The sequence below is a fragment of the Umezawaea sp. genome, from assembly GCF_057122925.1.
In genome coordinates this window covers 12104-34587 of record NZ_DBNGPQ010000030.1, presented here as the reverse complement: position 1 = coordinate 34587, position 22484 = coordinate 12104, and the positions used below count along the sequence as shown (strand labels likewise).

General features: G+C 71.2%; 21 protein-coding genes and 1 pseudogene. 9 read left to right on the top strand and 13 right to left on the bottom strand.

Going from position 1 to position 22484, the window contains the following annotated elements; translation table 11 throughout:
• Positions 1 to 64 precede the first annotated feature (64 nt).
• Positions 65 to 1267: a 4-hydroxyphenylpyruvate dioxygenase gene (hppD, locus tag AC156L_RS04210; RefSeq protein WP_330883668.1), complete on the bottom strand. Its 1203-nt coding sequence runs from the start codon at positions 1265 to 1267 to the stop codon at positions 65 to 67.
• 103 nt (positions 1268 to 1370) lie between these two features.
• Here hppD and AC156L_RS04205 point away from each other — a divergent pair, with 103 nt between their 5' ends.
• Positions 1371 to 1865, top strand: coding sequence for an Lrp/AsnC family transcriptional regulator (locus tag AC156L_RS04205; protein WP_330883667.1), 495 nt, complete (start codon positions 1371 to 1373; stop codon positions 1863 to 1865).
• Positions 1866 to 1931: 66 nt separating this feature from the next.
• Here AC156L_RS04205 and AC156L_RS04200 read toward each other — a convergent pair whose 3' ends face one another.
• From AC156L_RS04200 to AC156L_RS04170, 7 genes are all read right to left on the bottom strand, one after another.
• A complete protein-coding gene (locus AC156L_RS04200; protein WP_330883666.1) occupies positions 1932 to 3437 on the bottom strand; it encodes an AMP-binding protein in 1506 nt (501 codons plus the stop codon).
• A 14-nt stretch (positions 3438 to 3451) separates the two neighbouring features.
• Complete coding sequence (locus tag AC156L_RS04195; protein ID WP_330883665.1) at positions 3452 to 3904, bottom strand: MaoC family dehydratase; 453 nt, start codon at positions 3902 to 3904, stop codon at positions 3452 to 3454.
• Positions 3901 to 4776: an amidohydrolase family protein gene (locus AC156L_RS04190; protein WP_484406615.1), complete on the bottom strand. Its 876-nt coding sequence runs from the start codon at positions 4774 to 4776 to the stop codon at positions 3901 to 3903. Before AC156L_RS04190 ends, AC156L_RS04195 begins: the two co-directional genes overlap by 4 nt.
• 5 nt (positions 4777 to 4781) lie before the next feature.
• On the bottom strand, positions 4782 to 5687 hold the full coding sequence (locus tag AC156L_RS04185; RefSeq protein ID WP_330883664.1) for an SDR family NAD(P)-dependent oxidoreductase: 906 nt from the start codon (positions 5685 to 5687) through the stop codon (positions 4782 to 4784).
• A gap of 99 nt (positions 5688 to 5786) precedes the next feature.
• The gene (locus tag AC156L_RS04180) at positions 5787 to 6221 is read right to left on the bottom strand and encodes a MarR family winged helix-turn-helix transcriptional regulator (protein ID WP_330883663.1); all 435 of its coding nucleotides are present in this window, start codon (positions 6219 to 6221) and stop codon (positions 5787 to 5789) included.
• A gap of 102 nt (positions 6222 to 6323) precedes the next feature.
• Positions 6324 to 6821, bottom strand: a complete 498-nt coding sequence (gene greA, locus AC156L_RS04175) for a transcription elongation factor GreA (protein WP_330883774.1) — start codon at positions 6819 to 6821, stop codon at positions 6324 to 6326.
• 186 nt (positions 6822 to 7007) lie between these two features.
• Complete coding sequence (locus AC156L_RS04170; RefSeq protein ID WP_330883662.1) at positions 7008 to 7439, bottom strand: DUF4307 domain-containing protein; 432 nt, start codon at positions 7437 to 7439, stop codon at positions 7008 to 7010.
• Between the two features lie 138 nt (positions 7440 to 7577).
• Here AC156L_RS04170 and mca point away from each other — a divergent pair, with 138 nt between their 5' ends.
• The 3 genes from mca to AC156L_RS04155 are packed head-to-tail and all read left to right on the top strand — an operon-like array spanning position 7578 to position 9291.
• Positions 7578 to 8459, top strand: a complete 882-nt coding sequence (mca, locus tag AC156L_RS04165; RefSeq protein WP_330883661.1) for a mycothiol conjugate amidase Mca — start codon at positions 7578 to 7580, stop codon at positions 8457 to 8459.
• The gene (locus AC156L_RS04160) at positions 8459 to 8710 is read left to right on the top strand and encodes a hypothetical protein (RefSeq protein ID WP_414720125.1); all 252 of its coding nucleotides are present in this window, start codon (positions 8459 to 8461) and stop codon (positions 8708 to 8710) included. Before mca ends, AC156L_RS04160 begins: the two co-directional genes overlap by 1 nt.
• Positions 8711 to 8721: 11 nt before the next feature.
• Positions 8722 to 9291 (top strand): hypothetical protein, encoded by a 570-nt coding sequence (locus AC156L_RS04155; RefSeq protein ID WP_330883659.1) that lies wholly within the window; start codon positions 8722 to 8724, stop codon positions 9289 to 9291.
• A 20-nt stretch (positions 9292 to 9311) separates the two neighbouring features.
• Here the strand turns inward: AC156L_RS04155 and AC156L_RS04150 are convergent.
• The 3 genes and pseudogenes from AC156L_RS04150 to AC156L_RS04140 form a co-directional block, all read right to left on the bottom strand.
• Positions 9312 to 10358 (bottom strand): annotated as a pseudogene (locus tag AC156L_RS04150) (metallophosphoesterase); the annotation flags it as partial.
• A 5-nt stretch (positions 10359 to 10363) separates the two neighbouring features.
• On the bottom strand, positions 10364 to 12895 hold the full coding sequence (locus AC156L_RS04145) for a polynucleotide kinase-phosphatase (protein ID WP_330883657.1): 2532 nt from the start codon (positions 12893 to 12895) through the stop codon (positions 10364 to 10366).
• Positions 12886 to 14277, bottom strand: coding sequence for a 3' terminal RNA ribose 2'-O-methyltransferase Hen1 (locus AC156L_RS04140; RefSeq protein WP_330883655.1), 1392 nt, complete (start codon positions 14275 to 14277; stop codon positions 12886 to 12888). Before AC156L_RS04140 ends, AC156L_RS04145 begins: the two co-directional genes overlap by 10 nt.
• A 54-nt stretch (positions 14278 to 14331) precedes the next feature.
• On the opposite strand from AC156L_RS04140, the gene AC156L_RS04135 reads away from it, so the two are divergent.
• Both AC156L_RS04135 and AC156L_RS04130 read left to right on the top strand, forming a co-directional pair.
• Positions 14332 to 16320 (top strand): thioredoxin domain-containing protein, encoded by a 1989-nt coding sequence (locus AC156L_RS04135; protein WP_330883653.1) that lies wholly within the window; start codon positions 14332 to 14334, stop codon positions 16318 to 16320.
• Positions 16321 to 16393: 73 nt separating this feature from the next.
• The gene (locus AC156L_RS04130; protein ID WP_330883651.1) at positions 16394 to 16960 is read left to right on the top strand and encodes a hypothetical protein; all 567 of its coding nucleotides are present in this window, start codon (positions 16394 to 16396) and stop codon (positions 16958 to 16960) included.
• A 725-nt stretch (positions 16961 to 17685) separates the two neighbouring features.
• On the opposite strand, the gene trhA is transcribed toward AC156L_RS04130, so the two are convergent.
• Positions 17686 to 18315 (bottom strand): PAQR family membrane homeostasis protein TrhA, encoded by a 630-nt coding sequence (gene trhA / locus AC156L_RS04125; RefSeq protein ID WP_330883772.1) that lies wholly within the window; start codon positions 18313 to 18315, stop codon positions 17686 to 17688.
• Positions 18316 to 18474: 159 nt separating this feature from the next.
• On the opposite strand from trhA, the gene AC156L_RS04120 reads away from it, so the two are divergent.
• Positions 18475 to 19254: an isoprenyl transferase gene (locus AC156L_RS04120; protein WP_330883649.1), complete on the top strand. Its 780-nt coding sequence runs from the start codon at positions 18475 to 18477 to the stop codon at positions 19252 to 19254.
• Positions 19255 to 19692: 438 nt separating this feature from the next.
• Here AC156L_RS04120 and AC156L_RS04115 read toward each other — a convergent pair whose 3' ends face one another.
• Complete coding sequence (locus AC156L_RS04115; protein ID WP_330883647.1) at positions 19693 to 19941, bottom strand: hypothetical protein; 249 nt, start codon at positions 19939 to 19941, stop codon at positions 19693 to 19695.
• 705 nt (positions 19942 to 20646) lie between these two features.
• On the opposite strand from AC156L_RS04115, the gene AC156L_RS04110 reads away from it, so the two are divergent.
• On the top strand, positions 20647 to 21012 hold the full coding sequence (locus AC156L_RS04110; RefSeq protein WP_330883645.1) for a hypothetical protein: 366 nt from the start codon (positions 20647 to 20649) through the stop codon (positions 21010 to 21012).
• An 808-nt stretch (positions 21013 to 21820) separates the two neighbouring features.
• Positions 21821 to 22177, top strand: a complete 357-nt coding sequence (locus tag AC156L_RS04105; RefSeq protein WP_330883643.1) for a hypothetical protein — start codon at positions 21821 to 21823, stop codon at positions 22175 to 22177.
• The last annotated feature ends 307 nt before the right edge of the window (positions 22178 to 22484 follow it).

The window sequence follows — 22484 nt, the reverse complement described above, 5'->3', positions numbered from 1 at the left end:
AGAGGTGGCGCGGACTCGCCGGGCGGCCCAGCGGTCGTACCGCCGTTCAGCCGCCCGACGACCGTCAGAGGTTGCCCCGGCGCTCCTGCTCGCGCTCGATGGCCTCGAACAGCGCCTTGAAGTTGCCCTTGCCGAAGCCCAGCGAGCCGTGGCGCTCGATCAGCTCGTAGAACACCGTGGGCCGGTCGCCGATCGGCTTCGTGAAGATCTGGAGCAGGTAGCCGTCCTCGTCGCGGTCGACCAGGATGCGGTGCTCCTTGAGGACCTCGATCGGCACGCGCACCTTGCCGATGCGGGCCCGCAGCTCCGGGTCGTCGTAGTAGGAGTCCGGCGTGTCCAGGAACTCGACGCCCGACGCGCGCATCGCCGTCACCGTGCCCACGATGTCGTTGGTGGCCAGCGCGATGTGCTGGACGCCCGCGCCCTCGTAGAACTCCAGGTACTCGTCGATCTGCGACTTGCGCTGCGCGATGGCGGGCTCGTTGAGCGGGAACTTGACCCGGTGGTTGCCGTTGGAGACGACCTTGCTCATCAGCGCCGAGTAGTCGGTGGCGATGTCGTCGCCGATGAACTCCGCCATGTTCACGAAGCCCATGACCCGGTTGTACCACTCGACCCAGTGGTCCATCCGGCCCAGCTCGACGTTGCCGACGCAGTGGTCGACCGCCTGGAACAGCCGCTTCGGCGCACCGGCCGGGCGGACCACCGTGCTCTCCCTGGCCACGTAACCGGGCAGGTAGGGACCGGTGTAGGCGGACCGGTCGACCAGCGTGTGGCGGGTCTCGCCGTAGGTGGCGATGGCGGCCGTGCGGACCGTGCCGTGGTCGTCGCTGACGTCGTGCGGCTCCTCCAGCACGGTCGCCCCCTGCGCCCGCGCGTGGGCCACGCAGCGGTCGACGTCGTCGACCTCCAGCGCCAGGTCCACGACACCGTCGCCGTGGCGGCGGTGGTGCTCCAGCAGCGAGCTGTCCGGCAGCACGCCACCCTTGACCACGAACCGCGCCGACCCGGACTTGAGCACGAACGACTTATGGTCCCGCTGCCCCGTCTCGGGCCCCGCGTAGGCGACCAGCTGCATCCCGAAGGCGACCTGGTAGAACCACGCGGTCTGCGTGGCGTTGCCGACCACGAAGACCACCGCGTCCATGGACCGCACCGGGAACGGGTCCTTGGTCGCGTCGTAGTCGACCAGCCCGACGAGCTGCCGGAGCTGGTCGTAGCTCACGTCGTCGAGCTGCTGGTCGCCGCGCCCCAGTGTCCCGGTCATGGTGATCCCTCCGTGGTGGTCAGTTCGGTAGGAATAGGATGTGTCGTGCCGGGCATCCTGAGCAACACTCAGTGAAAATGCTGGACATTTTGTATAGTGATGCATGACTTCGGGCGAGCACCTAGAACACTCTGACCAGCCGCTGGACTCCCTGGACGCGAGGCTCCTGCTCCTGCTCACCGACGAACCGAGGCTGGGAGTCCTGGAGTGCTCCCGCCGCCTGGGCGTGGCGAGGGGCACCGTCCAGGCCAGGCTGGACCGCCTGGTGGCCAGGGGCGTCCTGACCGGCTTCCCCCCGGCCTTGGACCTGGCGGCGATGGGCTACACCCTCACCGCGTTCGCCGTCCTGGAGATCGCACAGGGCCGCAGGCAGGAGGTCTCCAACGGCCTGGCGGCCATCAACGAGGTCTGCGAGGTCCACGCCACCACGGGCCAGGGCGACCTCTTCGTCAGGATGGTCGCCCGCTCCAACGCGGACCTGCAACGCGTGATCGACGAAATGGTCGACGTCCCGGGGGTGGAACGCCTCTCAACCTCGATAGCCCTCTCCACCCCGGTGCCACCACGCGTGCGCCCGCTCTTGGAGCGCATCACCTGACCACCTCGTGGGCCCCGGTCCCACCCCGTCCCCGGGTGGAGACCGCCCCTCCACCCGGCGGCACCCCTACTTCAACAACCGGCGCAGGATCTTCCCGCTGGGCGACTTGGGAATGGCGTCCACGACCTCCACCCACCGCACCTTCTTGTACGGAGCCACGCGCTCGGCGACCCACGCCATCAGCTCGTCCGCGTCCACCACCCGCGACACCACCACGAAGGCCTTGGGCGCCTCCCCACCCTCGACGTGCGGCACCCCGACCACGGCGGCGTCGAGCACGTCGGGATGGGTCAACAACAGGGCCTCCAGTTCGGCAGGAGCGACCTGGTACCCCTTGTACTTGATCAACTCCTTCAACCGGTCCACGACCCAGTAGTGCTCGCCCTCCACCCGAGCCACGTCCCCGGTGCGCAACCAGCCACCCTCCACGACGGTCGCCGAGGTGGCCTCGGGGTTGTCCAGGTACCCGACCATCACCTGCGGCCCCCGCACCCACAACTCGCCCTCCGGGGAATCCCCACCGGTCTTCGGGTCCACCAGCCGGGCCTCGGTGGACGGCAACAACGTCCCCACCGACCCGGCGGGCGTGTCGGCGAACCCGTCCTCCAGCACCAGCGTGATCCCCGGCGAAGCCTCGGTCATCCCGTACCCCTGCCGGATCGGGCACCCGAGCACCGCTTCCGCCCGCCGGGCCACCGCGACGTCCAGCGGCGCGGCCCCGGAGACGGCGAACCGCAACGACGAGAGGTCGTGCCCGCCCGCACCGGAGTTCGCCAACCCGAGGACCATCGGCGGCGCGAGGAACGCCCTGGTGACCCCGTGCTCCGCGATCATCCGCAGGTGCGCGTCGTGCTCGTACCGCGGCAGCGTCACGACGGTGGAACCGTGCCGCAGGGCCATGCCGAGGATGATCGAGAACCCGTAGACGTGGAAGAACGGCAGCACGGCCGAGAACACGTCGTCCGGGGTCACCCGCCACTGGGCCGAGTTCTGCTCGACGTTCGCCACCAGGTTCCGGTGGGTCAGCATCACCCCCTTCGCCGGACCCGTGGTGCCGCTGGAGTACGGGAGCAGCGCGACCGCCGTGGCGGGGTCGACCTCCACGGCCGGCGCGACCCCGTCCAGCGACCCGAACGGCGTGAACCCGGCGGCCGAGCCGATCACGAACCGGTGCTCGACGTCCGCCGCCCCGGCGACCTTCCCCGCCGCCGCCTCGGAAGCGATCACCGCGACGGCGCGGGAGGCCGCCAGCTGCCCGGCGATCTCCCCGTGGGTCAACGCCGGGTTCACCGGCGTGACGGTCGCGCCCGCGGCCAGCGCGGCGTGCAGCGCGAGCACGAACCCCGGCTGGTTGTGGCTGATCAGCGCCACGACGTCACCGGGTCCGACGCCCAGCGCGGCCAACCCTCCCGCGGCGGCGTCCACCCCGTCGGCCAGGGCGCGGTAGGTCATCCGCTCACCGGTGGCCGCGTCGACCAGCGCGACCCGGTCGCCGTGCGCGCGGTCGAGCAGGTGCTCGGTGAGGGTGGTGTCCGGGATGTCCACATCGGACAGTGCGCTGCGGTGGATCATCGCGGGACCCCGTCTCAGCGGTAGAAGCGGAACACGGGCTGCGCCACGCACGCGGGCTTGGTGCCGTTCTCGATCTCCACGACCACGTCGGCGGTGATCTGCGCGCCACCACCGCCGATCTGCTCGACCGACACGAGCGTCCCGGACAGCCTGATCCGCGCACCGGCCGGGACGGGGGCCGGGAAGCGCACCCGGTTCAGCCCGTAGTTCACCTTCGTCGTCACGTCGGGCACGTCGAACAGGTTGGTCCACAGTGGGATGACCAGCGCCAGGGTCAGGTACCCGTGGGCGATCGGCCCGCCGAACGGCCCGCTCCTGGCGCGCTCCGGGTCGACGTGGATCCACTGGTGGTCGTCGGTGGCGTCGGCGAACAGGTCGATGCGGGCCTGCGTCACGTCCAGCCACTCGCTGACGCCGAGCGAGGTCCCCGCGAGTCCGGGCAGGTCGTCGAACGCGACGGTGGTCACGGCTCCTCCTCCCGTCCCAGGCCCAACGCCCGGACCGCGTTCTCCTTGAGGATCTTCGGCCGGACGTGGTCCTTGATCTCCAGCTCCGCGAAGTCGGCCAGCCAGCGGTCGGGCGTGATGAGCGGGTAGTCCGAGCCGAACAGCACCTTGTCCTGCAACAGGGTGTTCGCGTACCGCACGAGCTGCGGCGGGAAGTACTTCGGCGACCACCCGGACAGGTCGACGTACACCTTCGGCTTGTGCGTCGCGACCGCCAGGGCCTCGTCCTGCCAGGGGAACGACGGGTGCGCCATGATGATCGTCAGGTCCGGGAAGTCGACCGCCACGTCGTCGAGCAGCATCGGGTTCGACAGCCCGAGCCGGATCCCGCCGCCCCCCGGCAGTCCGGCGCCGATGCCGGTCTGCCCGGTGTGGAACAGCGCGGGCACCCCGAGTTCCTCGGCGACCTCCAGCAGCGGGTACGCACTGCGGTCGTTCGGCGCGAAGCCCTGCAACGACGGGTGGAACTTGATGCCCCGCACCCCCCGGTCGACCAGCGAGCGGAACAGCCGGGCGCCCGTGCGGCCCTTCGCCGGGTCGACGCTCGCGAACGGGACCAGCACGTCCGGGTGCTCGGCCGCGGCCTCGACGATCTCGTCGTTGGAGATGGCCCGGTGACCGGTCGCGGCCTCGGCGTCGACGGTGAACACGACCGCCGCCATCCGCCGTTCCCGGTAGTAGGCGGCGGTTTCGTCGAGCGTCGGCGCCCGGTGGTCCGCCGCGAAGTACTTCGACGACGCCTCGACGTGGGCGTCCGGCAGCGAGAGGTGGCCGTGCCCGTCGACCTCGACGTGGGTGTGCACGTCGATCGCCACCAGGGCCTCGACGTCCAGCCCCGTCACGACGCCTGCTCCGGCAGCCGCTCGCCGACGACCTGCTCGTGGGCCGCGAACACCGTCGGCCACGTCTCGGCGATGGCGTCGGCGCTCCAGCCGCCGTCGGCGTACGCGGCCACGACCTGCGTCGGGTGCGTCCACAGCGACAGCCGGTCGCCGCCGATGCCGACGGCCTGGCCGGTGATGTCCTCGGCGGCGTCGGAGGCCAGGAACACCACCACGCCCGCCGCGTCCTCGGGGGTGCCGAAGGCCAGCACCCGCCGGGCGAACGGCGGCACCGGCTCGCCGGACCGCAGCGCCTCGACGTACGGCTGGAGCGCGGGGATGGTCTCGGTCATGGCGGTCGCGGCGACGGGCACGACCGCGTTCACGGTCACCTTGGCGCGCGCCAGTTCCATCGCCCACGTGCGGGCGAACCCGACGACGCCCGCCTTCGCGGCGGAGTAGTTGGTCTGGCCGAAGTTGCCGCGCTGGCCCGCTGGGGAGCCGACCAGGATCAGCCGCCCGCCCGTGCCCTGCGCGCGGAACCGCACGGCCGCCGCCCGCGCGCAGGTGAACGTGCCGCGCAGGTGGACCCCGACCACCGCGTCGAAGTCCTCGTCGGTCATCTTCCAGAGCACCCGGTCGCGCAGCACGCCCGCGTTGGTGACCATCACGTCGAGCCGACCGAACTCGTCCACGGCCCGCGCCACCAGCGCGTCCGCCGCCTCGGCCGTCCCGACCGCGACGACCTCGGCCACCGCCCGCCCACCGGCGTCGACGATCTCCTCCACCGCGGCCCCGGCCGCACCGGCGTCCACGTCGTTCACCACGACCGCCGCCCCGGCGTCGGCCAACCCCTTGGCGTAGGCCAACCCGAGCCCCCGCCCGCTCCCGGTGACGACCGCGACCCTGCCGCTGAGATCCATCAGTCCCGTCCTCCTCGACCGCCGGGGGCTCCGGAGTCAGGGTGGACGCAAACTGTTGTGGTTGTCAACGATTGAGTTTGTCATCGGTATCCGGTGCGGCTACCCGTTGGGGAACACCAGTTGCCGCAGCAGGGTGTTCAGCTCCACCTGCGTCTCCGGCCTCACGTCGGCCATGATCCCGCTCTGCGCCTCGGCGATCCGGCGGCTGCCCTCGGAGCGGACCCGGTCGCCCTTCGCGGTGGCGCTGACCAGCTTGCTGCGGCGGTCGTTCGGGTCGGTGACCCGCTTCACCAGCCCGTTGCCCTCCAGTTCGTCGACCAGCGCGACGAGCTGCGACGGGTCGAGGCCCATGAGCTCGGCGAGCCTGCGCTGGGTGACGCCGGTCTTCTCCTCGCTCGCGAAGGCGAGGACGGAGTACGAGCGGACGCGCAGCCCCAGCGGGGAGAGCGCCTCGCTGGCCGTCTTGGCGAACACCCCGCTGGCTCGGGACAGCAGGAACCCCAGGTCCTGCGCCAAGGGATGTTCGTCACGCACCGGATCCTCCAAGAACGTCAATAATTGACGATGTCAATCAATCTTACAAGGCGCGCGAAAGGGGCGGCCACCAGCGCGGTGGCCGCCCCTGTGCGTCGTGGATCAGGCGGAGTAGGGAACCGCCTTGATCAGGGTGACCTTCTGGCTCTTGCCGTTCGGCAGCTCGTACTCGACGGTCTCGCCGTCCTTCGCACCGAGCAGCGCCTTCCCGAGCGGCGACGCGGGGGAGTAGACCTCCATCGCGCCGTGAGCGCCCTCCTCGCGCGTGGCGAGCAGGAACTCCTCGGTCTCGTCGTCCCCGTCGTACCGGATGGTCAGCACGGTGCCGGGTGCCGCGACGCCCTTGGTGGTCGGGGCCTCGCCGACCTTCGCCGCCTGGAGGAGCTCCTGCAGCTGCCGGATCCGGGCCTCCTGCTTGCCCTGCTCCTCACGAGCCGCGTGGTAACCACCGTTCTCCCGGAGGTCGCCTTCTTCGCGGCGCGCGTTGATCTCAGTGGCAATGACCGGGCGATTCTGGATCAGCTCGTCCAGCTCGTGCTTGAGCCGGTCGTAGGCCTCCTGGGTCAGCCAGGTCACCTGGGTGTCGCTCACGGTCACCAACTCCTCGTCTTGCTCCAAGTCCACCCCGTGGACTGGCAGTTTCCAGGCCACCAGCTCGCCCGGAACGGAAAAACACGGCCCACACCGGGGCCGTGCTGAGCTGCAAGAGTAACACGTTTACAACGTTCGACTACGGCGTTTTGTTCCCGACACCGCCGCTAAACCCGCAGATCACCCGCTTGGCCGCTACCTCGTGGACAGGTAGGCGGGTACCTGGTAGGAGCAGCCGAACACCTCTCCGGTGACCGGCGGTTTCGACGTGCGCAGAACCGTCTTCGCGACGCTGGTGCTCCTACCAGGTGGGACGAGCACCTCGCGCCTGCCCGCCTCGTCGCCGTCGTCGGAACGGGCCCTGATGACGCAGACCACGGGGCGCTCCGGCTGGTCGCGGGCGACCTCGAACGTCACCTCGACCGTGCTGTCGTCGAGCACCTCGAACGCGCTCTGCTTCGCCTCGACGGGCTGGTTGCCGAGGTTCTGGTAGGCGACCAGCGCGACCGCGCCCCCGACCAGCACGCCCAGCACGGGCAGTGACCAGCGGAGCCACTTCGGCAGCGGCTTGCGGGCCTGCTTGCCGTAGCGGCCCTCGGGCAGCGTGCGCTGCGCCACTCCGGTCACCCCTTCTCACCCCACCCGTTCACCGCCTGCGGACCAGCGGGAACAATGGGCCACGACGTCCGCGTTGAGTGTCGCAGGAGCCGATCCGGCCCCGCTTGGTGGGGCGGTCCGTGAATCGAAGAGGAGACCACGCCGGTCATGGTCGAGAAGCTGCGCCTGATGGCTGTGCACGCGCACCCCGATGACGAGTCGAGCAAGGGCGCGGCCACGATGGCCCGCTACGTCTCGGAGGGTCACGAGGTCATGGTCGTGACCTGCACCGGCGGTGAGGCGGGCAGCATCCTGAACCCCGCCATGAACCGCCCGGACGTCCTGGAGAACATGGCCGAGATCCGGCGCGGCGAGATGGCCCGCGCCGCCGAGATCCTCGGCATCCAGCACCGCTGGCTCGGGTACGTCGACTCGGGCCTGCCCGAGGGCGACCCGCTGCCGCCGCTGCCCGAGGGCTGCTTCGCGCTGGTCCCGATCGAGGAGTCGGCGGGGAAGCTGGTCGAGGTCATCCGCGAGTTCCGCCCCCACGTCATCGTCACCTACGACGAGAACGGCGGCTACCCGCACCCGGACCACATCCGCACGCACGAGGTGTCCGTCGCGGCCTTCGACGCCGCGGGCGACCCGGAGCGGTACCCCGAGGCGGGCGAGCCGTGGCAGCCGCTGAAGATGTACTACTCGCACGGCTTCTCGCGCGCCCGGATGATGACGTTCCACAACGCGCTGCTGGAGATCGGCCAGGAGTCGCCGTACACCGAGTGGATCGCGAAGTGGGACCCGAACACCCCCGACGTGCTCGACCGCGTGACCACCAGGGTCGAGTGCGGTGAGTACTTCGAGCAGCGCGACGAGGCCCTGAAGGCCCACGCGACCCAGATCGACCCGGAGAGCCGCTGGTTCTTCATCCCGCTGGAGATGCAGCGGCGGCTGTGGTCGACCGAGGAGTACGAGCTGGCCCGCTCGCTGGTCGACAGCACCGTGCCCGAGGACGACCTGTTCGCCGGTCTGCGGGAGAAGGTGTCCGCGTGATGCTCGCGCGGATCCCCGTCGAGGACACCACGGCCCTCGTCGTGGCCCAGCCGCCGACGTCGAACGACCCCGGCGGGCAGAAGGACGACTTCGGCAAGTCGTCCCCGCTCGGCCTGCTGCTGCTCGTGCTGTTCTTCATCGCGGTGTTCTTCCTGGTCCGCTCGATGAACAAGCACCTGCGCAACCTGCCCGCGAGCTTCGACGACCCCGCGCCGGCCGACGGCGAGGGCGACGACAAGCCCAAGGGCTAACCTGTCCCGCCGTGGACGTGATCGACTGGGACGTGCTGGAACCCGCCGCGGGCGCCTTGGCGTTCGAGGGCCTCGGCGTGCCGTGGTGGGTGTGCGGCGGGTGGGCGCTGGAGCGCTACACGGCCGTCCGCGAGCCGCACGACCGGCTGGTCGTCGGGGTGTTCACCGACGACGTCCCCGCCCTGCGCGCCCACTTCGCCGGGGCCGAGGTGTGGGCGGTGTCCGGCGGGGTCGCCGGGCCCGCTCCCGACGAGCTGCCGCCGGACGTGACGCGGCTCTGGGTCCGCGCCCGCCCCGGTACGCCGTGGCAGCTCGACGTGCGGCCGACCCGGCGCTGGCACGGCGAGTGGGTGTTCCCGCGCGACCCGACGGTCACGTTCCCGCTGGACGAGGTGACGTGGGTCGACGACGGCGTCCGCTACCTCAACCCGGAGCTGGTGCTGCTGTTCCGGTCCGGGCGCGTGCGGGGCACCGCGGACCTCGACCACACCCTCCCGTGGCTGCGCGCCGGGGCCCGCGAGAGGCTGTTCACCGAACTCCGCAAGCTCGACCCGTTCCACGCCTGGCTCGAACGCGCCTAGCGCAGCGCGCCCGGCCGGGCGAACCACGTCCGGCGCGCGGGCACCGACACGATCTCCCGCTCCGGGTAGCGCAGCGCCGTCAGCTTGCCGCCGAACACGCACCCGGTGTCCAGGCACAGGGTCCCGTTGACCCAGCGGGCCTCCGCGACCGGCGTGTGTCCGTAGAGGACGGTCGCCGCGCCGGTGTACTCCTCGGCCCAGGGGTAGCGGATCGGGTTGCCCGCCTCGTCGGTCCGGCCGGTGTTCTCGCCCCAGATGGCCAGGCTGCGCGTCCGCGACGACTCGCGGCCGTGGTACCGCTCCGGCAGCCCCGCGTGCGCGAGGACCAGCGCGCCGCCGTCGAGCACGTAGTGCGGGACCAGCGCGTCGCAGAACTCCAGCACCCGCCGCCGGAACCCCGCCGACTCCCGCGCCAGCTGGTCCATCGACTCGGCGAGGCCGTGGTCGCGCCGCACGTCGTTGCCGCGCAGCGCCTTCACCAGCTTCTCCTCGTGGTTGCCGCGCACGGCCAGCGCGTTGCCCGCGGCGACCATGCCCATCGCCAGCCGCAGCACACCGGGCGTGTCCGGGCCCCGGTCGACCAGGTCGCCGACGAACGCGACCCTGCGACCCTCCGGGTGCCGCGCGTCCACGGCCCGACCGCGCTCGTCGTGCAGGACCAGGTACCCCAGCTCCCGCAGCAGCTCCTCCAGCTCCACCCGGCAGCCGTGCACGTCGCCGATCACGTCGAACGGCCCGGTCTCGTGCCGCAGGTCGTTCGGCAGCCGCTCCGCCACCAGCCGCACCGCGTCCACCGCCGACTGGTCGGCCAGCACGTGCACGCGCCGGAACCCCTGCTCCCGCAGGGACCACTCGGTCAGGCCGACGGTGATGGCGACCGGCGTGGCGCTGCGCCGCTTGGCCAGCACCACCAGCTCGCCGCGCTGCGCACGGGAGGCGTCCGTGGCGTCGACCACGGTCACACCACCCGCCCGCAGCCGCCGGTCGATCACGTCGTGCCGGTCCACCGGCAGCGCTCCCGCCATCCGCGCGCCGAGCAGCACCACGAGCGACAGGTCGGGGATCATCAGGTTCACAGGCGCGGGTCCACCGGTTCCGATTCGAGGGCCAGTACGGCGAACACGCACTCGTGCACGCGCCACAGCGGTTCACCCGCCGCGACGCGCCGCAGCCCCTCAAGGCCGAGCGCGTACTCGCGGAGAGCAAGCGAACGCTTGCCGCCCAACGACCTCTTCCGCAGCCGGTCCAGGTTCGCGGTCTCCGTGTAGTCCGGACCGTAGACGATCCGCAGGTATTCCCGGCCCCGGACCTTCACCCCCGGCTGCACGAGTCCGCGCGGCCCGCGCACGAGGTTCGCCAGCGGCTTCACCACCATCCCCTCGCCACCGGCCGCCGTGAGGTCCTCCCACCACGCCGTGCCCGCCGCGACCGACCGCTCGTCAGCGGTGTCGACGAGCAGGCTGCGGGTCAGGGTGACCAGGTCCGGGTCGGCGTCGCGCAGCCGGGCCGCGATCCCCAGGTGCCACCGGTGGTCCCGGTCCTCGAACGTCCTGCCCTCGCTCGCGAGCAGCTGGAACGGCGCCAGCCGGACGCCGTCCAGGCCGTCGGTGTCCCAGACGTAGCGGCGGTAGGCCTCGCGGTACGCGGCGCCGTTGGCCGCCCGCGCCGTCGTGCGCGCCAGCAGGCCGTCGACGTCGATCCCGCGCGACCGGGCCTCGGTCAGCGCGTCCACCGCCCTCGGCAGGACGGCGTTCGCCGCCGCGCCGACCGCCGCGTACTGCTCGCGGACCAGCCCGTCCGCCTTGGCGTTCCACGGCATCAGCTCGGCGTCGAGCAGCAGCCAGCCGGTGTCCAGCTCCGCCCACAGCCCGGCGGCGGTCGCGGCCGTCCGCACGCGCTCCAGGAACGCGCCCGCCAGCGGTTCGGGGAAGAACGCGCGGCCGGTGCGCGTGTGCACGGCTCCACCGCCCTCGACGCCGAACCGCGCGGGTCCGACGCCGGGGTCGCGGCACACCAGCACGACGGCCCGCGAGCCCATGTGCTTCTCCTCGCACAGCACCTGCCCCGCGCCCGCGTTCCGGAACCCGGCGAACGCCTCCTCCGGGTGCTCCAGCACGTCGGGGCGCGCCGAGGTCGCGGTCGGCGACATCGTCGGCGGCAGGTAGGCGAGCCAGCGCGGGTCGATCGCGAACCGGCTCATCACCTCCAGCGCCGCGGCCGAGTGCTCGGCGCGAATGCCGATCCGGCCGTGGTGCCCGGTCTCCACCGACCGGTTCCCGGTGACGTCGGTCAGGGTGAGCACCTGCCCGTCACGGGCGGGCGGCGTGCCGACGAGCGGGCGCACCGGCTCGTACCAGACCTCGTGCGCGGCGACGGAGACCAGTTCCTCCTCCGGGTAGCGCAGCGCGGTCAGCTTGCCGCCGAACACGACCCCGGTGTCCAGGCACATCGTCCGGTTGACCCACTCCGCCTCCGGCACCGGTGTGTGGCCGTAGAGCACCACGGCGCTGCCCCGGTAGTCGTCGGCCCACGGGTACCGGACGGGCAGGCCGAACTCGTCGGTCTCGCCGGTCGTGTCGCCGTACAGCGCGAAGCTGCGCACCCGTCCGGACGCGCGGCCGTGGAAGTTCTCCGGCAGCCCGGCGTGCGCCAGCACCAGCGCGCCCCCGTCGAGCACGTAGTGCGACACGAGGTCGTGGCAGAACGACTCGACGTCGGCGCGGAACTCCTCCGGTTCCCCGGCGAGCTGCGCCAGCGACTCGGCGAGCCCGTGCGCCACCGTCACCTTCCTCCCGCGCAGCGCCTGCACCAGCTTGTGCTCGTGGTTGCCGCTCACCGCGAACGCGTGCCCGGACCGCACCATGCCCATCACCAGCCGCAGCACACCCGGTGTGTCCGGGCCGCGGTCGACGAGGTCGCCGACGAACGCCGCGCGCCTGCCCCCTGGGTGCGCGGCGTCGACCGCCCGCCCCAGCGCGTCGCGGGTGATCGCGTACCCCAGCCGGGCCAGCAGCTCCTCCAGTTCGGCGCGGCAGCCGTGCACGTCGCCGATCACGTCGAACGGCCCGGTCTCGTGCCGCAGGTCGTTCAGCATCCGCTCGTAGGTGAACGAGGCGGAATCCACCTCGGACTCGCCGCGCAGCACGTGCACCTTGCGGAAGCCCTCCTTCCTGAGGTGCCGCAACGACTTCCGCAGGTCGGCCTGGTGCCGCCGGACCACGCGCGCGCCGAAGTCGCGGTCCGGCCGGGCGGCGTTGCGCGCCACGCAGACGTCCTCCGGCAGGTCCAGCACGACGGCGACCGGCAGCACGTTGTGCTCGCGCGCCAGCGCGACCAGCCGCGCCCGGACGTGCCGCTGGACGTTCGTCGCGTCGATCACCGTCACCCGGCCCGCGGCCAGGCGCTTGCCCGCCACGTAGTGCAGCACGTCGAACGCGTCGCCGGACGCGCCCTGGTCGTTCTCGTCGTCGGCGACGAGCCCGCGGAAGTAGTCGGACGACAGCACCTGAGTGGGCCGGAAGTGCTTGGCCGCGAACGTGGACTTGCCCGAGCCGGACGCGCCGATCAGCACGACCAGCGACAGGTCGGGGATGGTCAGCTCCATCGGGCCTCCCGCTTCCTCGTGAACACGGCGAGCTGCGTGGGGGAGCCGAGCACGGGGTCCGACGGCCCGACGGGGAGGTACGAGACGGCGTACCCGTACCGCAGGCCCACCCCGTCACCCCACTCCCGGAACTGGGCCCGCGTCCACTCGAACCTGTGGTCGGCGTGCCGGAAGGTGTTGGGCGGCAGCGAGTCGAACAGCGCGTTGTACTCCACGTTCGGCGTGGTCACGATGACCGTGCCGGGCTCGGCGGCCGCGAAGACGGCGTGCTCCAGCGCGGGCAGCCGGTCCTCCTCGAGGTGCTCGACGACCTCCATCAGCACGGCGGCGTCGTACCCCGCCAGCCCCGCGTCGGCGTACGTCAGCGACGACTGCCGCAGCGTGATCCGCTCGCGGGCCCGGTCCGACAGGGTGTCCAGGTGCAGCCGCCGCTCGGCGACGGCGAGCGCCCTCGACGACACGTCGACCCCCAGCACCTCGGTGATCGAGGGCTCCTTCACCAGCTCCCGCAGCAGCGCGCCCTCGCCGCACCCGAGGTCCAGCACCCGCCGCGCCCCGCAGGCCCGCACCGCGGCCAGCACGCTCTCGCGCCGCCGCACGGCCAGCGGCAGCGGTACGTCCACCGGCGGGTCGAGCGCGTTGTCCAGCGCCTCCTCCGGCACGCCGTCGGCCTCGGCCAGCCGCTCCAGCGCGGACCGCACCAGCGGCCTGCTGCGCCCCAGGTAGCGCCGCGTGATCAGCTCCCGCTCGGGGTGCGCGGCCAGCCAGCCCTCGCCCGCCCGCATCAGCTTGTCGACCTCGTCCTGGTCGATCCAGTAGTGCTTCGACCCGTCCAGCACCGGCAGCAGCACGTAGAGCTGCTTCACCGCGTCGGCCAGCCGCAGCTCACCGGTCAGCGCCAGGTCCACGTACCGCGAGTCGCCCCACGAGGGCACGGCCGGGTCCAGCGGCACGGGGACCGCGTCGACGGTCCACCCCAGCGGCCCGAACAGCCTGCCGAGCAGGTCGACGTCCGGGCAGCCCAGCGCGGGCACCTCGACGCGGAGCGGGATCGCCCGAGCGGCCAGTTCGGGCCGCGCGTCGCACCGCCCGTTCATCGCGGTGCGGAAGACGGACCCCATGGCCACGGCGAGCAGCGACCCGGCCGCGTAGGGCCGGTCGTTCACGTACTGGGTGAGGCTGCTCGCCCGCCCGCGCACCAGCGCGATCGGATCGACCTCCAGCAGCAGCGCCGCCGTGCACTCGGCCTCCGACGCGCGCGGGTAGAACACGTGCGCGGTGCCGGACGCGGCGGGGAAGGACTGGGCCTTGCCAGGGTGCTTGTGCAGGAGGAAACCGAGGTCGGTCGCGGGCCGGTGCGTGGTCGTCATGGTCAGGAGCACCAGGGGAGTCTGACTGAACGACGCTGGTGGCGCGGGCGAATTACTGTGGACGGCATGACGAACCGGCTCGCGTCTTCCACCAGCCCGTACCTCCTCCAGCACGCCGACAACCCGGTCCACTGGCAGCCGTGGGGGCCGGAGGCGTTCGAGGAGGCGGTGCGGCGGGACGTGCCGGTGCTCCTGTCGGTCGGCTACGCGGCCTGCCACTGGTGCCACGTGATGGCGCACGAGTCGTTCGAGGACGAGGCCACGGCCGCGTACATGAACGAGCACTTCGTGAACGTCAAGGTGGACCGCGAGGAGCGGCCGGACGTGGACGCGGTCTACATGGAGGTCACGCAGGCCATGACCGGCCACGGGGGCTGGCCGATGACGTGCTTCCTCACGCCCGCCGCGGAACCGTTCTACGCGGGCACCTACTACCCGCCGCGGCCGCGGCCGGGGTCGCCGTCGTTCCGCCAGGTGCTGGAGTCGATCGCGTCGGCGTGGACCACGCAGGGCGACGAGGTGCGCGAGTCGGCGGCGGGCATCGCCGCGGAGCTGGCGCAGCGGGGCGGTCCGCTCCAGTCGTCCACAGTGGACGAGGAGGTGCTGTCCGGCGCGGTGGTGTCGCTGCTGGGCGAGTACGACCGCAAGCGCGGCGGGTTCGGCGGCGCGCCGAAGTTCCCGCCGTCCATGGTGGTCGAGTTCCTGCTGCGCCACCACGAGCGCACCGGCTCGATCCAGGCGCTGTCGATGGCCCGCGCCACCTGCGACGCGATGGTCGCGGGCGGCCTGTACGACCAGTTGGCGGGCGGCTTCGCGCGGTACTCGGTCGACGCCTCCTGGGTGGTGCCGCACTTCGAGAAGATGCTGTACGACAACGGTTTGCTGCTCCGCGCGTACACCCACCTCAGCCGCCGCGACGACAACCCGCGCTACCGCGAGGTCGTCCGCGACACCGCCGAGTTCCTGCTGCGCGACCTGACCACCCCGCAGGGCGCGTTCGCCGCGTCGCTGGACGCCGACACCGACGGCGAGGAGGGCCTCACCTACGTCTGGACGCCCGCGCAGCTGGTCGAGGTGCTGGGCCGCGAGGACGGCGAGTGGGCGGCGGAGGTCTTCGGCGTCACCCCGGAGGGCACCTTCGAGCACGGCACGTCCACCCTGCGCCTGGCCGAACCCGTCAGCGGCGAGCGGTGGGACCGCGTCCGCTCGGCCCTGTCGGAGGCCCGTGCGAGGCGCGCGCAGCCGGGCCGCGACGACAAGGTCGTGACGGCGTGGAACGGGTTGGCCGTCTCGGCGCTGGCCGAGGCGGGCGCCCTGGTCGGCGAACCCCGCTGGGTCGAGGCGGCCGCGCGGGCCGCCGACCTCCTGCTGGCCGTGCACGTGGTCGACGGCAGGCTGCTGCGGACGTCCCGCGACGGCGTGGCGGGCACCGCGGCGGGCGTGCTGGAGGACTACGGCTGCCTGGCCGACGGTCTGCTGGTGCTGCACCAGGTCACCGCCGACGCGCGCTGGCTGGACGCCGCGTGCGGCCTGCTCGACAAGGCGCTCGTGCACTTCTCCGACCTGGAGGCGCCGGGCGCGTTCTACGACACCGCCGACGACGCCGAGGCGCTGGTCCGCCGTCCGTCCGACCCGACCGACAACGCCAGCCCGTCGGGCGCGTCCTCCCTGGCCGCCGCGCTGCTGACCGCGTCGGCGCTGGGTCCGGAGCGCGCCGGCCTCTACCGCACGGCCGCGGAGCACGCCGTCGCGCGGGCGGGCCTGCTCGCCGCCAGGGCGCCGAGGTTCGCGGGCCACTGGCTCGCCGTCGCCGAAGCCCTGCACGCGGGCCCGGTCCAGGTCGCCCTCGTCGGCACGTCCCCCGACCTCGTGTCCGCCGCCCGCGTCGGGATCCACGGCGGGGGCGTGGTCGTCGCGGGCGACCCGGACTCGGTCCCGCTGCTGGCCGACCGCCCGCTGGTCGACGGCGGTCCCGCCGCGTACGTGTGCCGCGGCTACGTGTGCGACCGGCCGGTGACCTCGGTGGACGACCTGGTGGAGGCCCTCCGCCGATAGCGAACGCCCTCGACTTCCACCGTTGCAGGCGTAGCGTTGTAATCAAGTAATCGACGTTACGAGAGGGGTCGACATGGGACGCGGATGGGGCCCCGGACGGGGCAGGGGCGGGTGGCAGCAGGCCGACCTGCCGTCGGCGGACGACGCCGCCGCGTGGTTCACCGGGCGGCTGCCCGACGGCTGGTTCACCGGCGCGCCGGACGTCGTCGTCGACCGCGAGGAGATCCTCGTCGTCGGCACCCTGCCCGACCTGGAGGGCGAGTTCGCCGACGACGCGGAGCGCTCCGCCGCCGAGTCGGGCCGGATCAGCCGGTACCGCGAGCAGACCAGGGACGAGCGCATCGAGATCGCCAGGCAGGCCGAGCACCGCTACGGCCGCAAGGTCGCCTGGGGCGCCAGGCTGGGCGGCACCGAGGAGCTGTTCACCACGCTGTCCGTGCCGGTCATGACCAGGCTCAGGCAGCCGGAGCGCAAGGTGCTCGACACGCTCGTCGCCGCGGGCGTGGCGAGGTCGCGCTCGGAGGCGCTGGCCTGGGCCGTGCGCCTGGTCGGCGAGCACGCCGACACGTGGCTGGGCGAGCTGCGCGACGCGATGTCGAAGGTGGACGACCTCCGGGCCCAAGGTCCGGATCTGGGCTGACAAGTCAACCTGAAAGTGGCGCTCACCAGTGTGAACGCCACTGTCCAAACCTCAAGCATTCCCCAAGTAGTGCTCCGCTGACGGGGCGTTCTGGTCCACACTCGGTGCGTGGGGCCAGGGGGATGGGGAACGCCGCTGACCGGTCTGGGGGCCGGTCAGCGGCGGGGGTCGTGTCGAGACCGGTCGCCCGAGCTGCGAACTCGGCGTCCCCTCGAAGGCCTGGCCCGACCAGGTCAGGAGCAGATCGCGAACCAGGTGGCGATGTCCTGACGCCTCGTTCGCGGCTCGCGCCCGGCTTCGGTCGTTCGAAGCTTCGACCAGCGAAAACAGCACTCGTTAGTTCTCGCTGATTCTCGCCGCCTCCTGACGTCCCACGGCCTGTGGACGGCCTGGCGAAGATCAACCAGTCCCAGGGCACCACCCCGGTGCGAAGCTGATCCCTGCGGCCAGCGGTGGCGGGTCAGGGCACGCACTCCCGCCTGGTCCTCACGACGGAGGGGGCGTGCAGGCGGCAGACGTTCACCACGAGCGTCCGGCGTTCGAGACGGCCGGCCTGGAGTACCGCGAGCAGGAAGACGGGATGCACGGGCTTCGGCACCCGATGCCGTCCAGCCACGACAAGAGCCGCAGGGCCACCGATCGCCTGTTCAGGCCGGGGAAAGCGCAGGAGCGGCGGCCTGGAGACGGCCTGACCTTGGAAATCAAGCGTCTCCAGGCCCCTGACGTCAGCCTGAGTAGATCGCGAACCAGATGGCGATGTAGTGGCAGAGGGCGGCTACGACGGTGGCCGCGTGGAACACCTCGTGGAAGCCGAAAACGCCTGGCCAGGGGTTGGGCCAGCGGATTCCGTAGAACACGCCGCCCACGGTGTAGAGCAGGCCGCCGACGATCACGAGGACGAGGGCGGCGACGCCCGCGTTGTGCATGATGTCCGGCAGCACGAACACGGCGACCCAGCCGAGGGCGATGTACATCGGGACACCGACCCACTTGGGCGCGTGCGGCCAGGCCAGCTTGAGGACGACGCCGCTGACGGCACCGATCCAGACCACGGCCAGCACGACGTTCCCGGTGTTCGGGGGCATCGCGAGCAGGGCGAACGGCGTGTAGGTGCCCGCGATGAACACGAAGATCATCGAGTGGTCGAGGCGCTTCATCCACGTGCGGGCGCGGACGCTCACCCAGTCGACGCGGTGGTAGATGGCGCTGATGCCGAACAGGCCGAGGACGGTCGCGCCGTAGATGGAGGTGGCCAGGGCCGCCTTCGCCGACACCGTCGAGGCGGCGAGGGCGATGAGCGTGGCTCCCGTGGCGAGGGAGATGTAGAAGGACCAGACGTGCAGCCACCCGCGCATCCGGGGCCGCAGCGCCGGAACAGGCTGGCGGGCGGGCGTCGTTGAGGTCACACATTTGAGGTTACGGCACCGTAGGTTGTGTCGCAGTGGTCGTGCGGTGAACTTCACGCCTCCCTCGCCCGCTCGTGACCCGGCTCACGCGGCGTAGGCTCTCTGGTCGTGGGGCTCCTCAAGCAAGTCCGGGACGTGATGTCCCGCGTCTACGAGTACCGGTTGAACAAGTGGCTCGTCGACAAGCAGCGTCCGCGCCACGTGGGTGTCGTGCTGGACGGGAACCGGCGCTGGGCCAAGGAAGCCGGGTTCACCGACGTCGTCCACGGCCACCGGGTCGGCGCGCGCAAGATCCTCGACCTGCTCGGGTGGTGCACCGACGCCAACGTCGAGGTCGTGACGCTCTGGCTCTTGTCGACGGACAACCTGGACCGTCCCATCGAGGAACTGGGTCCGCTGCTCGACATCATCGCGGACATCGTGGACGAACTGGCCGAACCGGGCAATCCGTGGCGGGTCAGGCACGTCGGCGCGCTGGACATGCTGCCCACGGAGACCGCGGCCCGGCTGTCCGCCGCGGCCCTGCGCACGACGGGCCGCACGGGCCTGGAGGTCAACGTCGCGGTCGGCTACGGCGGCAGGCAGGAGATCGCGGACGCGGTCCGCAAGCTGCTCCAGCAGCACGTGGAGACCGGCGGCACGATCGAGGAGCTGGCCGAGGTCCTGGACGTCGACCACATCGCCGAGCACCTCTACACCTCCGGCCAGCCCGACCCCGACCTGCTCATCAGGACGTCGGGGGAGCAGCGGCTGTCCGGCTTCATGCTGTGGCAGTCGGCGCACTCGGAGTTCTGGTTCTGCGAGGCCTACTGGCCCGCGTTCCGCCGCACGGACTTCCTGCGGGCCCTGCGCGACTACGCGATCCGCCACCGCCGGTTCGGCTCCTGACGCTTCCCGCACCGTGAACGAGGGGTGGTCCGCTCGGAGCGGGACGCCCCTCGTTCGGCTGGTGGTCGCTTTTACTGGACGTGGCGCCACCCCGCACGACGAATCGCGATTTCCTCATCCGGAGTTCGCCTGCGATTCGGGCGCCTGCCTTCTTCCGAGTGAGGCGGTGGCTTTCCCGTGCGCTTCGGATTCTTCCGGTTCACGTCGGCAATGGGCGTGATCGGAGTGGTCGGTTCAATTCGAAGATGTTTCGCCACCACCCCGGAACGGGGAATGAATCGGGACTGGTAGCGTGAGAGCCGATGAGGCCCCTGGAGGTTGAAGCTCCAGGGGCCTCATCGGCTCCGTGTACCGCCAGGTAGACCGCGGCCCTGGCGCGTCGGTGGACCACCGGGTGGTGGCCGGACGCGTCGGAGCGGCGCGATCGCTGCTCGGGTGCTAGATCAGGCCGCCGAGCAGGCCCGTGAGCAGGCCGTGGTGGTGCCAGCCGTAGTGGTGGTGGTGGCCGTCCCAGCCCCAGTCGTCGTCCACGCTGCTGTAGACCACGTGGGACGACGCGCCGTCGGGACCGACCGTGCTCGTGGACTCGTAGTACTCCGCGTCTCGGACCGTGTCCAGTGTGTCGGCGGAAGCGATGCCGCCCGCCGCCAGGGCGAGAGGAATGGACAGGGCACCCGCAACGATCATGCGATTGATCCTGCGCATCGTGGGACAACCTCCAAGGTTGAGTACGAGAACTACATTTCGAAAGGTACCCGCCCCGAGCTGAATTGCTTCCCCGGTCACCACATCGTGTGATCCACGTATTCCGAAGTCGGTTTTGTCCCGTGTCTTTCGTTTTTGCTGCACTGTGCGTGACGGTGTGGATAAACGTCACCTGTGTGGGGGTCGCGCCGAGTGGTTGGTGCTGGTGAGCGTGTGCGGGATCGGCCGGTTGCCTCGTTACTTGCCGATGTGAAGCAATGTGATCAAGGGGTGATTTTCGCGCAGTGGAATCAGGAATTGGGCGGCGGGGGACCGGGGTGGGCGAACCCGGACCGCGGGCCCGCCCTCGCGCGCGGAGCCGACGGCGGTCGGACACCCTGTCCACCGCACCACCGGAGTCGTGAACGGGATTCGTCTTCGTTCGGGGTCATGCGTACAGGTGAACTCGGCCCGGCGGCCGTCGCGCACCCCGCGGACGATCTTCCTGCGGCAGAGGGGGATTCGTTCGACTTGAGGGCTTCGGCCGGACTTCTCGGGTGAGCTGCGTCACGGCGGTTCGCTGTGCGGGCACCGCGCGCACCGGCAGCATGACAAAGGGGGACGACGCGGCGGCCGGTTCGCCCACCGCCCGGATGTCCTTGTCGCACAAGAAGAACGCTCATCGCTCAGCAGATCCAAGGAGTCGTTGTGAAGATCTCCCTCCGTCGTGTCGTCGCGGCCTGCGCGCTCGCCGCACCCCTCGCCCTCGGCACCAGCGGTGTCGCCCTGGCCGACGCCTACGAGGCGTACGACGCTTCGGCGGGTCCCGACGGCGCCTCGCTGGACATCGTGGAGGCCGCGGGCCACCACCACGACTACTACGGCGGCTTCCCCGGTGCGGGCGGCGCGCTCGTCGAGTTCCACTCGGTCGCGGGTCCGGACGGGGTGAGCAGCGAGTGGCTGTACGCGACGGTCGGAGAGGACGGCGAGGTCACGTACGTCCAGGGCCAGGACACGGCCGGTCCCGACGGCGCCACGTCCACGGGTGTGGCGGCCGCCGGTTCGGACGGCTGACCCCGCGGACCGCGCGGCGGTGTCCCGGACGGGCACCGGCGTGCGGTCCGCACCGGACCCGCGGGGTGGCAGGGCGCTCGACGATCACGTCGCGCCCGGCCACCCCGTTCGCGTGCGCGCCCAGCGGCAGGGCCGCGGTCGGGTCGGGCGGCGACCGGTTCCGCGAGGCGAAGGCGCGGCCGCCCCTCGCCGGGCCGGGGCCGTGCCCCCGGTCCCGCTGGACCGGGCGGACCCGCCCCCGCTGCGGGGCAGGTCGGCGAACGACTTCCCAGCGGGCACCGGTGCCCGCTGGCCCGGTTCCCCGGTTCCGGTCGGATCACCAAGTCCCACAACGGATCCGCGTCCGCCGTGCTCCCGGACGCCACCGGTTCGCGCGCCTTCGGCGGTGATCGCGGTGGGCGAGACGCCCGGAACCCGCTCCGCCGTGTACTGGCGGCCAACGACGACGCCCGGTTGCCGGAGCGTTCGTCGCGTTCGGGTAACAGGTCCACTCAAGAAACCGCCAATTCTGCTACGAAACATAACTGCGTCAGCCGTTATGGCACTCCTGGGTCACCCGAATAGGTGGCCGAATACTCACTGTGCGAGTAGGTCGCACACGATGGTGTTGCCGAGTGGATTTGTCCTTGGGGGGCATGTATGTTCGTCCCACGGCAATCGTATCGCTGTTAGTTAGTGCGGTTCGTTTCCTTGGACGGCCTGAGTTCTGGGTTTTCGTTCGAGTTTCGTTGGGTGCTCCTAAGTTGGGGTTCTACTCAAGCGATTGCCCTTTGGGTCGGTATCTAGATTTCTTTTTGGGGAGTTCTCCGTGTTGAAGAAGTTCGGTACGGTGGCCCTTGCCACCGCAGCAGGTCTGATGGCGCTCGGTGGCGCGGCTTCCGCGGCCCCCGTTGTGGGCAACGTGGACAGCGTCGACCACGGCCAGTTCGGTCAGGTCGGACTGCTCAACCTGAACAACACCGACGTGCTGCACAACGTCAACGCCGTTGTGGGCGCCTGCGACAACAACATCAACGTGCTCGGCGTCCAGGTGCCGGTCGAGGATGTCGCCAACGGTCTCAACGTGCCGATCCTCTCGCCGGGCGAGAGCGAAGCCGTCAGCGCGTCCCCCGACGTGTGCGCCAGCGGTGGCATCATCGACGGTGGGACCGGTCAGAACAACTGACCGTCATTCAGGCGGCCTCATTCGGAGGCCGACGCTGATGTGGCCGTAGGTTCTTGATGTGGCCTTGAAGCGGTGGTGCGTTCCTCGATCCGAGGAGTTCCGCACCACCGCTTCGCCGTTTCTCCAGGTGCTCTGACCTGCGCTGACAGGTCCCCGAAGCCCATTCCCCGCGTGCGAGTTCGGTGATGGTGTCCCGAACTGCCCGCCGCGGCTGGTCGTTCGTCCTGATTTCCCGCGTCGGCGGTACCGCGTGAGCCGCTCGTCCAGCGGCACCGGTTGGCAAAGCGACTCAACCGAGTGTCACTCT